12 protein-coding genes and 1 tRNA gene are annotated in these 10,403 nt (G+C 70.5%); 8 read left to right on the top strand and 5 right to left on the bottom strand.

Annotation, left to right across the window (positions count from 1 at the left end):
- The first annotated feature begins 27 nt into the window (after positions 1–27).
- Genes B7438_RS19085 through B7438_RS19075 form a run of 3 tightly spaced genes read left to right on the top strand, consistent with a single transcriptional unit; the run spans position 28 to position 3,271 of the window.
- Positions 28–543: a DUF501 domain-containing protein gene (locus tag B7438_RS19085; RefSeq protein WP_085371261.1), complete on the top strand. Its 516-nt coding sequence runs from the start codon at positions 28–30 to the stop codon at positions 541–543.
- The gene (locus tag B7438_RS19080) at positions 540–1,811 is read left to right on the top strand and encodes a S8 family serine peptidase (protein ID WP_085371260.1); all 1,272 of its coding nucleotides are present in this window, start codon (positions 540–542) and stop codon (positions 1,809–1,811) included. The genes B7438_RS19085 and B7438_RS19080 overlap by 4 nt, the downstream gene beginning before the upstream one ends.
- Positions 1,812–1,849: 38 nt before the next feature.
- A complete protein-coding gene (locus B7438_RS19075; RefSeq protein ID WP_085371259.1) occupies positions 1,850–3,271 on the top strand; it encodes an NAD(P)/FAD-dependent oxidoreductase in 1,422 nt (473 codons plus the stop codon).
- Between the two features lie 81 nt (positions 3,272–3,352).
- Here the strand turns inward: B7438_RS19075 and B7438_RS19070 are convergent, their stop codons facing one another.
- Entirely contained in the window at positions 3,353–3,940 is a 588-nt protein-coding gene (locus tag B7438_RS19070) for a YigZ family protein (RefSeq protein WP_085371258.1), read from the bottom strand.
- Positions 3,937–4,380, bottom strand: coding sequence for a MarR family winged helix-turn-helix transcriptional regulator (locus B7438_RS19065; protein ID WP_085371257.1), 444 nt, complete (start codon positions 4,378–4,380; stop codon positions 3,937–3,939). The genes B7438_RS19070 and B7438_RS19065 overlap by 4 nt, the downstream gene beginning before the upstream one ends.
- Positions 4,381–4,483: 103 nt before the next feature.
- Here B7438_RS19065 and B7438_RS19060 point away from each other — a divergent pair, with 103 nt between their 5' ends.
- Both B7438_RS19060 and B7438_RS19055 read left to right on the top strand, forming a co-directional pair.
- Positions 4,484–5,872 (top strand): MFS transporter, encoded by a 1,389-nt coding sequence (locus tag B7438_RS19060; protein ID WP_143466075.1) that lies wholly within the window; start codon positions 4,484–4,486, stop codon positions 5,870–5,872.
- Positions 5,873–5,923: 51 nt separating this feature from the next.
- The gene (locus B7438_RS19055; RefSeq protein ID WP_085371255.1) at positions 5,924–6,307 is read left to right on the top strand and encodes a phage holin family protein; all 384 of its coding nucleotides are present in this window, start codon (positions 5,924–5,926) and stop codon (positions 6,305–6,307) included.
- 31 nt (positions 6,308–6,338) lie between these two features.
- Here the strand turns inward: B7438_RS19055 and B7438_RS19050 are convergent, their stop codons facing one another.
- Together B7438_RS19050 and B7438_RS19045 are read right to left on the bottom strand one after the other, a co-directional pair.
- Complete coding sequence (locus B7438_RS19050; protein ID WP_085371254.1) at positions 6,339–6,890, bottom strand: cysteine hydrolase family protein; 552 nt, start codon at positions 6,888–6,890, stop codon at positions 6,339–6,341.
- Positions 6,891–6,925: 35 nt separating this feature from the next.
- Positions 6,926–6,999, bottom strand: a tRNA-Leu gene (locus tag B7438_RS19045).
- 117 nt (positions 7,000–7,116) lie between these two features.
- Here B7438_RS19045 and B7438_RS19040 point away from each other — a divergent pair.
- Positions 7,117–7,440 (top strand): hypothetical protein, encoded by a 324-nt coding sequence (locus B7438_RS19040; RefSeq protein WP_085371253.1) that lies wholly within the window; start codon positions 7,117–7,119, stop codon positions 7,438–7,440.
- Positions 7,441–7,484: 44 nt separating this feature from the next.
- On the opposite strand, the gene B7438_RS19035 is transcribed toward B7438_RS19040, so the two are convergent.
- Positions 7,485–8,978, bottom strand: coding sequence for an MFS transporter (locus B7438_RS19035; protein ID WP_085371252.1), 1,494 nt, complete (start codon positions 8,976–8,978; stop codon positions 7,485–7,487).
- Positions 8,979–9,107: 129 nt separating this feature from the next.
- Here B7438_RS19035 and B7438_RS19030 point away from each other — a divergent pair, with 129 nt between their 5' ends.
- Together B7438_RS19030 and B7438_RS19025 are read left to right on the top strand one after the other, a co-directional pair.
- On the top strand, positions 9,108–9,683 hold the full coding sequence (locus tag B7438_RS19030; RefSeq protein WP_085371251.1) for a TetR/AcrR family transcriptional regulator: 576 nt from the start codon (positions 9,108–9,110) through the stop codon (positions 9,681–9,683).
- A 233-nt stretch (positions 9,684–9,916) separates the two neighbouring features.
- On the top strand, positions 9,917–10,285 hold the full coding sequence (locus B7438_RS19025; RefSeq protein ID WP_085371250.1) for a VOC family protein: 369 nt from the start codon (positions 9,917–9,919) through the stop codon (positions 10,283–10,285).
- Positions 10,286–10,403: the final 118 nt, after the last annotated feature.

Here is a 10,403-nt window from a genome sequence, read left to right as displayed (position 1 = left end):
CCCCACCTCGACCCCTGGCGGCAAGTGATGACCACCCCACCCTTCGATGCAGTGACCGACCAGGACATCGCGACCGTGTCCGCCCAGCTCGGGCGGCCGGCGCGCAATGTCGTCGGCATCGCGGCGCGCTGCGTCTGCGGCAACCCGACCGTGGTGTCCACCGCCCCTCGGCTGGACGACGGCACCCCGTTCCCGACCTTCTACTACCTCACGCATCCCGCAGCGACGGCCGCGCTGTCGCAGCTGGAGGCCACGCAGGTGATGAACGAGTACAACGAGCTGCTCGAGGCCGACGAGTTCGTGCGCGACCAGTACGCCGCGGCCCACCGTGCATACCTCGCCGACCGGGAGTCCATCGCCGTCGTCGACGAGATCGCCGGCATCTCCGCCGGAGGGATGCCCGTGCGCGTCAAGTGCCTGCACGCCCTCGGAGCGCACGCGCTTGCCGCAGGACCGGGGGTGAACCCGATCGGCGACCTCGCTCTCGCGCGCGCCGACTGGTCGCCCGAGGTGTGCGAGTGCCAGGACTACACCGCAGGATGACCCGGCTCGGCCGCGCAGCGACCGCCGTCGCCCTGGCAGGACTGCTCGGGCTGGCCGCCGCCGTCGCGCCGTCCAGCGTCGCGCACGCCGATCAGGTGCGCGACCTCGAATACTGGCTGACCGACTACGGCTTCACCCAGGCTTGGAAGACGACCAAGGGCGCAGGCGTCAAGGTCGCGGTGATCGACACCGGCGTCGACGGCAGCGTGCGCGACCTGGCCGGGGCGGTCGTCGGCGGCACCGACGTGTCCGGCGTCGGGGCGGCGAACGGGCAGAAGCCGCTCGGCGACGCCGGCTCCGCCGACCACGGCACCTGGGTGGCGTCGCTGCTCGCCGGTCGGGGAACCGGCCCGGACAGCGGCGTGCTCGGCGCCGCACCCGAGGCGAGCATCCTGACGGCGTCCGTCGCGCTCGGCTCCGCCTCCGGCGCCATCGGCAGCGACGAGCAGATCGCGACAGCGGTGCGCTGGGCCGTGGACAACGGCGCGAAGGTCATCAACATGTCCCTCACCAGGAACACGCTCGACTGGCCGACCAGCTGGGACGAGGCGTTCCAGTACGCGTTCGACCACGACGTGGTCGTCGTCGCGGCGGCGGGCAACCGGGGGAGCGGCACCACCGAGGTCGGCGCGCCGGCCACGATCCCCGGAGTCGTCGCCGTCGCCGGGGTCGACCGGCAGGGGCAGGCGAGCTTCGACGCGTCGTCGCAGGGCATCACCATCGCCGTCTCCGCGCCCAGCGAGCAGCTGGTCGGGGTGAGCCCGGGCGGCGGCTACGTGCAGTGGGCGGGCACCAGCGGGGCGACCCCGCTGGTGGCGGGAGCCGTCGCGCTGATCAGGGCGGCGCATCCCGAGTTGAAGGCTCCGGACGTGATCGAGCGGCTCATCAAGACGGCCCGCGCTGCACCGGGAACCGTGCCGAGCCCGATCTACGGCTACGGACTCCTGGATGCGGCCGCCGCGGTCAGTGCGAAGGTGCCGCACGTCTCCGCCAACCCGATGGGCGACCTCTCCGAGTGGGTGCGCATCCACCGCAGGGCGGACGTCCCCACCAGCCCCGCGCCCGGCAAAGTCCCGGCGACGACGGCCACTCCGCACGCCCTCCCCGCCGCCCCGACTGCGCGGGTCGACCAGCTGCTCTGGCCGCAGTGGACGGCCCTCACCGGCTTCTGGCTGCCGTTCAGTCTGATCACCGGTTTCGCCGCTCTGGTGGTCCTCGGCGGGGTCGGCGCATTCCGGCATTTCAGAGCGACGGGCAGCAGGGAGTAGATTAACTGAATACTTTCGTGTTGAGGAGACCCACCACTGTGCCCAAAATCCTGATCGTCGGCGGCGGATACGCCGGTTTCTACACTGCGTGGAAGCTCGAGAAGCAGCTGCGCAAGGGGGAGGCAGAGGTCACTATTGTCGACCCGCTGCCCTACATGACCTACCAGCCGTTCCTTCCCGAGGTCGCAGCCGGGTCCATCGAGCCGCGCCACGCGGTGGTCGCCCACCGCCGCCACCTCACCAAGACCAACGTCGTCACCGCCAAGGTCACGTACGTCGACCACGCGAAGAAGACGGCGACCATCCAGCCGCCCATCGGCGACGCGTACGAGTTCGAGTACGACATCGTCGTGGTCACCGCCGGCGCCGTGTCGCGCACGTTCCCGATCCCGGGCGTCGCCGACCAGGCCATCGGCCTCAAGACCATCGAGGAGGCCGTCGCCATCCGCGACCGCGTCCTCACCAACTTCGACAAGGCGGCCAACCTGCCCGCCGGCCCGGAGCGCGACCGCCTGCTGACCTTCGTGGTCGTCGGTGGCGGCTTCGCCGGCATCGAGGTGTTCGCCGAGCTGCGTTCGTTCGCGAGCGCGCTGCTCAAGAACTACCCGCAGATCTCGTTCGAGGACACGCACTTCCACCTCATCGAGGCGATGGGCCGCATCATGCCGGAGGTGTCGCTCCCGACCAGCCACTGGGTGATCAAGAACCTCGCCCAGCGCGGCGCGGAGATCCACCTGGACACCCAGCTCGCGAGCGCCGTCGACGGCGTCATCGAGCTGTCCACCGGTGAGAAGTTCGAGACCGACCTGATCGTGTGGACCGCCGGTGTCATGGCGAACCCCACCATCGTGCGCCACACCGACCTCCCGATCGAGGAGCGCGGCCGTCTTCGCGTGCGCGCCGACCTCCGCGTCGGCTCGGACGACGAGATCATCAAGGACGCCTGGGGCGCCGGCGACGTCTCGGCCGTCCCCGACCTCACCGGCGGCGGCGTCGGCGGTTTCTGCGTGCCGAACGCCCAGCACGCGGTCCGCCAGGGCAAGCTGCTCGCGAAGAACATCATCGCGGACCTCCGCGGCGAGCTCCCGCGCCAGTACTTCCACAAGAACCTGGGCGCTGTCGCCGGCCTCGGTCTCGGCGTCGGAGTGTTCCAGTCCGGCAAGCTCGCCATCAAGGGTCTCCCCGCCTGGTTCGCGCACCGTGGATACCACGGCCTCGCGATGCCGAGCTGGGAGCGCAAGTGGCGCGTGCTGTGGGGCTGGTGGAACAACTTCTGGCTCGGACGCGACATCGTCTCGCTCGCAGCGACGCAGCACCCGCGCGCCGTCTTCGAGGAGTTCGCCGCCCGTCCCAAGCCCGCCGTGGCAGAGGCCCCCGCGGCCCCGGCGGTCGACGCTCCGAAGAAGGCTCCGGCCAAGAAGTCCGCTCCGAAGGAGCCGGCCGAGGTTGCAGCCAAGTAGCAGCAGAGTGTGAACAGAAGGGCCCGGTGCGAGCGATCGCACCGGGCCCTTCGGCGTTTCGGGCGTCGCGGTGCGGGGCGGTCAGCCCTCGACCACCGCGCGACCCTGCGTGAGGTCTCGGACCGCATCCCGTGCTGTTGCGGCCTGTGACGTCGGCAGCCGCAGCGTGAACCGCACCGCCTCTGCGTACTCCGCGTCTCCGGTCTCGTAGCCTTCACCGTCCGCCCAGCGCCGCACACGCTCGGCGTCGCCGTACTCGGCCGCGATCACGAGCACCGTCTCCGGCACGCGCTCGACGACGGGTGCGTCGACCAGGGCGGCGGCGATGGCGTCGGTGTACGCGCGCACCAGGCCGCCCGCTCCGAGCTTCACCCCGCCGAAGTACCGCACGACCGCCCCGAGCACGCCGTCGAGGTCGTGGTGCCGCAGCACCTCCAGGATGGGGCGCCCCGCCGTGCCGGACGGCTCTCCGTCGTCCGACATCCCGGAGTGCCCGCCCGCCAGCAGCGCCCAGCAGACGTGGTTCGCTCCCGGATGCGCGGCGCGCAGCCGTGCCACCTCGGCCAGCGCGGCCTCCCGGTCGGCGACGGGCGTTGCCAGCGCGATGAAACGGCTGCGACGCACCTCGACCTCCGCGGTGACGGGGGAGGAGAGCGTGAACGGACTCATCCTTCCGCCATCTCCCACAGCACCCGGGCGGCTTCGGCGAGAGCCGCGCGCTCGGCGGGTGTGCGTTCGGCGAGCTGCGCGTCCAGCCAGGCGTGGCGCCGGGCGCGTGCATCCCCGGCGACCCGGTGTCCGTCCGGGGTGGGGGTGAACAGCACGCGCCGCCCGTCCGCCGGATCTGTCTCCCGCACCACGTAGCCGAGGCCGACCAGGCGGTTGACCGTCTGGCTCATCGAGGCGGCGGTGACGCGCTCGTGCTCACTCAGCGCGGTGAGCGTGGTGGGGCCGTAGCGGTGCAGGTGGCCGAGGACGGACATCGCCGCGTCTCCGAGTTCTCCGCTGGCGCGTTCGGCGCGCAGACGGCGGTAGCTCCGGGCGATCGAGCGGGTGAGCCGCTCCCCGAGGTCGTCCGAGGGGAGGGTGTCGCTTGCGTGTGCATCCACGGGTGATTAGTATACCTAAAGAAATAGTTCACACGCGTAAAGCATCCGGGAGGATGAGACGGACACAGGCACGGAGAGCACAGGCACCGAGAGCACGCACGCGGTGCGCGCGCGCACGCCGTTCGGGTGGCGGTTCACCGCACCACTCCTCCTCGGCTCCACGCTGAACCCGATCAACAGCTCGATGATCGCGACCGGGCTGCTGAGCATCGGCCTCGACTTCCACCTCGGGCCGGGTCAGACGGCCAGCCTCATCTCGGTCCTCTATCTCTGCAGCGCGGTCAGCCAGCCCACGATGGGCAAGCTGGCCACCCTGTTCGGGCCGCGCCGCGTGTTCATGGCCGGGGCGATCATCCTGCTGGTGGCGGGCATCGTCGGTGCGGCGGCGCCCGGTTTCGGCTTCCTGCTCCTCTCCCGCGCGCTCATCGGCATCGGCACCTCCGCCGCCTATCCGACCGCGATGGCCCTGGTGCGCCGCCGGGCCGACGAGCACGGGATCGGCGTGCCGGCCCGCGTGCTCGGCAACTTCTCCATCGCCGCCCAGATCACCGCCGTGTTCGGGTTGCCGCTCGGCGGACTGCTCGCTGGGACGTTCGGCTGGCGCGCGCTGTTCTTCGTGAACATCCCGCTGGCGGTCGTCACGTTCGTGTTCACGCTGCTCGGCGTCGAGAAGGATGCGCCGCGCGAGCACCAGGGCGCCCGCGCGCTCCTGGCGTCGGTCGACATCCCGGGCATCGTGCTCTTCGCGGGCACCATCGTGAGCGCACTGGTGTTCCTGTCCGGGCTCGCCTCCCCGCTCTGGTGGCTGCTCCCCGTCGTCGCCGTCTTCGGTACTGGGCTGATCCTCTGGGAGCGGCGCGTGGCCAAGCCGCTGATCGACGTCCGGATGCTCGCGAGCAACCGCCCGCTGCAGCGCACCTACCTGCGCCAGACCCTCTCCGCCCTCGTCGTCTACTCGGTGCTGTACGGCACGAGCCAGTGGATGGAGCAGGCCGCCGGATACAGCGCGACGGCGGTCGGCCTCATCCTGTTGCCGCTGTCCGGTCTCAGCATCGTGATCGCCCGGGTCGCCTCCACCCGCGGCTGGGTGCGCTGGCCGCTCGTCATCGGCGCCGTCTCGGTGGTGCTGAGCGCCCTGGTGATGCAGTTCATGGACGCGGACGCGAGCATCTGGCTGCTGATCGGGATGTCCCTGCTGCTCGGCTGCGCCAACGGTTTCACCGGTTTCGCCAACCAGGCGACCCTCTACGTGCAGGCGCCCGCCGCCGAGATCGCGGTCGCCTCCGGGCTGTACCGGACGTTCGCCTACCTGGGCGCGATCTTCTCCTCTAGCCTGATCGGCATCACCTTCGGCCGTCAGGCCACGGACGCCGGCCTGCACACGCTCGGCTGGGTGCTCGGCGGCATCGGCGTGCTGCTGGTGCTGATCACGGTGCTCGACCGCCGCATCCCGGCCACCACCGCCGCGGCGGCGGTCGGCAGCAGAGCCTGAGTCGCGGCGGGTTTCCGCTATCCTCGGGAGCACCGTCGACGGGAGACCGCTGTGATCCGATTCCTCATCCGTGCCGCGATCTTCCTGGTGACCGCGGCCATCGGGCTGCTCGTCGCCGGCTGGCTGGTGCCGGGCGTGCGGCTGGAGTGGGGCGGCTTCCTCGTGGCGGCGATCGTGTTCGCGATCGCTCAGAGCATCCTGTCGCCGTTCGTGTTCAACATCGCGCGCAAGTACGCCTCAGCACTGCTCGGCGGCATCGGACTGGTGTCGACCTTCCTGGCGCTGCTCGTCGCGAGCCTGTTCCCCGGCGGCATCCACATCGACGGCGCGACCGGCTGGGTACTCGCCACCCTGGTGGTGTGGATCGTCACGGCGCTCGGCGGCTGGCTGCTGCCGATCCTGTTCCTGAAGAAGCGGGTCGTCACCGCGCGGTGAGTGGGGCGGTGCGCTGGGGCTGGCGGCGCGGCTACGGCCGCGAGCCAGCCACTTCCGTCGCGCCGACCAGCGTGGCGAAGTTGCCGGACAGCGCGGCCATGAACGCCGCGTGCACCGCCTCGCCCGGCACCGTCGTGCCGCCGAACGTCAGGTCGGGCGCTGCACAGGCATCGTGCACGAGGGTGACGGCGAACCCGAGGTCCGACGCCGCACGAACGGTCGAGTCGACGCACATGCTCGACATCATCCCGAGCACGACCAGCTCGTCGGGCGCGAGCGAGCGCAGGGTGTCCTCCAGGGACGTGCCGACGAACGCGTTCGGCTCGGCCTTCCGCAGAACGGGCTCGTCCCCGACGGGAGCGACGAGCGGATGGATCTCGACCCCGGCCGTCCCCGGCCGCATGAACGACGCATCCGGTGCATCCCACAGGTGCTGGATGTGCACGACGGGATCGCCCGCCTCCCGGAACGCCGCCAGCACCGCCGACGCCCGCTCGGCCGCCGCCACCGACCCGACCAGGGGATGCGCGCCGCCGGGGAAATAGTCGTTCTGGATGTCGATGATGACGAGAGCGCGAGTCATGGGAACCCTTCGATGCGCGGTGCCGGGGCGGCAAGTACCCCCAGTGGGACTCGAACCCACACTGAAGCGATTTTAAGTCGCCTGCCTCTGCCGATTGGGCTATGGGGGCCCGGCTTCCATCGTAGCGGCGCGGGTGCGGCGTTCTCGGAGGGGTGGCAGGCAGAGTAAGCGTGTGGAGTCGGGGAGCGGGCAACGGGGGAGGGCTCGGTTCACGCTGACCGTTTTTGTGTCGGCGGTGGCCGTGCTGGTGGCGTGGTTCTGGTTCGCGGTCGTCGTGGAGGACACCTGGGGCGACGAGTGCAAGGCGCGCGCCGCCGGGCAGAGCGGGGTGGGCCTGCTCGTCGCGCTGGGGGTGGTGCCGCTCGTGCTGGTCACGCTCGGCGCGGCGGCGGCGCTCGTCGCGTTCGCGCCCGGGAGGCGCGGCGCAAGGGTGCTGCGCGGGCTCATCGCGACGGTCGTCCTCACCGCTGCCGGGCTGCTCCTCGCGTGGTGGGCGAGTGGCGGGATGCTCGTCGCGCACCTCGCGCTCGGCTCCGGCTGCCTGGGCTGAGCGGCGCGAAGGCGGACACCGCCGTCGCACCGCCTCGCCGGGGCTCAGTGCATCCCGACCGGCCCGCCCCCACCGGCACCGCTACCACCACCATCCGCAGGGATGCGCCGCCCCCAGATTGCGAACAGCACCAGCGCCGCGGCCGGGAACGCCGCCCCGAGCAGCAGGGACGTGGAGATGCCGCGTGCCTCGCCGGAGGTGGCCGTGACCGCGATGAACACCGTGGTCAGGACCGCGACGCCGACGCTGCCGCCGAGCTGCTGCATCCCCTGCACCAGGCTGGATGCCGCGCTCACCTCGTCCGACGGGGCCTGCGCCATCGCGATCGACGTGAGCGGCGCGAAGGTCAGGCCGGCGCTGATGCCGAGCACGATCGCCGGGCCCAGGATGCCGCTGAGGAAGGTGCTGGATGCGCTCATCTGGCCCAGCCAGATCAGGCCGACGACCATGCCGCTGAGGCCGAGCACGCCGACCACCTTCTCGCCGACGCGGGGGAGCAGGTAGCGCGGGGCCAGCTCGTTGGTGATGAGCATCGCGCCGACGAACGGTAGAAGGGCGAGGCCGGTTCCGAGCGGGTCGAAGCCGAGCACCTTCTGTGTGAAGAGGGTCACGAAGTAGAAGAAGCCGAACATCCCGGCCGGGACCAGGAGCATCCCGAGCAGCGGTGCCGCCGTGCGCATCCGCGAGAAGAAGTGCAGCTGCACCACCGGGCTCGAGTGCTTGCGTTCGATGAAGATCAGGCCGACGAGGGATGCTGCGGCGATCACGAACGACGCGATCGACTGCACGTCGGTCCAGCCGTGGCTGGCGGCGCGGGTGAACGCGTAGACGAGGGCAACCATCCCGATCGTGGAGACGGCAGCTCCGCCCAGGTCGAGCTTCGCCGGAACGCGCTTCGTCTCGGTGAGGAACAGGGCGGCGCCCGCGATGATCAGGATGCCGATCGGCACGTTGACGAACATGACCCACTCCCAGCCGAAGCTGGTGGTGAGGATGCCACCGAGGATCAGGCCGATGGCGCCGCCGCTGCCGGCGGCGAGCACGAACAGGGACATCGCCCGTGCACGGTTCGCGCCCTCCGTGGTGTTGGCGACCAGCAGAACGAGCGTGCTCGGCGCGGCGATGGCGGCGCCGATGCCCTGCAGGATGCGGGCGGCGACCAGGATCTCCGGCGAGGGCGCGAAGCCGCCGAGGGCGGACGCGACGATGAACACGCCGACGCCCACGATCAGGGCGAGCCTGGCTCCGACGATCGAGCCGATCTTGCCGCTCAGCAGGATGAGGCCGCCGAACGCGAGCGCATACGCGGTGACCACCCACGACAGGTCGGTGGGGGAGAAGTGCAGTTCCTTCTGGATGTCGGGGAGGGCGACGTTGACGATGCTCGCGTCGACCACCAGCATCAGCTGCGTGATGAAGACGACGACGAGGCCGAGGGCCGGTCCGCGCAGCGAGGCACGGGATGCGCGGGAGGCGCTGGTAGTGACGGCGGGAAGCGGGGAGGTTGGTGGGTTCTCGTTGAGTTCGGTGGTCGACATATGGTGCGTTCCGTTCCGCGGGGCTTAGACTGCTATCCGGAGAGACTCTCCTCTTGAGTGATCAACAATATGGAGACTGTCTCCGCTTTGTCAATGGCGATGAAGTGAACAGGTCGAGAAGGAGTTCGAATGGGCGGCGACACCATCACCCAACCCAAGCCGTTGCGCGCGGACGCGCAGCGCAACTACGACAAGATCGTCAACGTGGCGTGCGAGGCGTTCGCCGAGAACGGCGTGCAGACGTCGCTCGACGACATCGCCAAGAAGGCCGGCGTCGGGGCGGGAACGCTCTACCGGCACTTCCCGACCAGGGAGTGCCTGCTCGCCGCTGCCCTCGTCGAGAGCAGGCAGGGCCTGGATGCCCGGGCGACGGAGCTGCTGACCAGGCCGGATGCGGGTGAGGCCCTCAACGACTGGCTGATCGACCTGGCCAGGCACCTGTCCAGCTACGACGGGCTGCCGGACTCGGTGGCGGACGCGGTCTGCGACCCGGAGTCGCCGCTGACGGCGCCCTGCAGTTCGATGAAGGTCGCCACCGCGCGCCTGCTCAGCAGGGCTCAGGATGCGGGTGCGGTACGGCCCGACGTCGTCGCCGACGACCTGTTCGTGTTCGCCAGCTCACTGGCGTGGGCGGCCAATAAGAGCGGATACACCCGCGACGATCTGCGCAGGGTGCTGAACCTGTTCGTCGCCGGGCTGCGCTGAAGCATCCGGAACGACTGACGCGTCCGGAACGAGCCGGATGCGGCGCGCCAGACGGCGCTCCGCGATCAGCGGTTGCGGTACGGCGACTTTGCCATCTGCACGAGGGCGGCCAGCGAGAGGCCGCCGCCGACGATGACGACGAGCCAAATGAATCCGATGAGCAATCCAGCCATGCATTCACGGTACACCGTCGGACGCTGGCGGACGCGCGTGGCGGGGCGGATACTGAGGCCATGATGCGCATCGGATCGATCGTGTGGGGTGTGCGGGACGTGCCGCGGGCCATCGAGTTCTGGACAGCGGCCATCGACTACCGGCCGCTGCGGGAGCCCGACGACGACTGGGCGATCCTGGTCCCGAACGCCGGGCACGGCCCGCAGCTGGCGATCACGCAGGTCTCCAGTGCGGCCGCCGAGCATCAGCGCCACCACCTGGACCTGTATGCGCTCGACCAGGGGGAGGAGGTCGAGCGCCTGCTGGGGCTCGGCGCATCCCGGGTGGACTGGGACTACGAGGAGGGCGCGGACTACGTGGTGCTCGCCGACCCGGACGGCAACAGGTTCTGCGTGGTGGCCGCCGGTGAAGCGGCGCGCGAGCACTGACCGCTGTGATGCGCGCTGACGGCGGCTGTGAGGACTTTCAGCGCGCGGAGAGGCTGCGTTCAAGCTTGCGGTGGAGAGTGTAAGCAGACGCCGAACTGGTGTGGTGTCTCCCGACCCG

The organism is Leifsonia sp. NCR5 (assembly GCF_002105485.1).
GTDB lineage: Bacteria > Actinomycetota > Actinomycetes > Actinomycetales > Microbacteriaceae > Leifsonia.
Note: the sequence above shows the minus strand (reverse complement) of the source record. Positions and strands in the feature narration are given on the sequence as shown.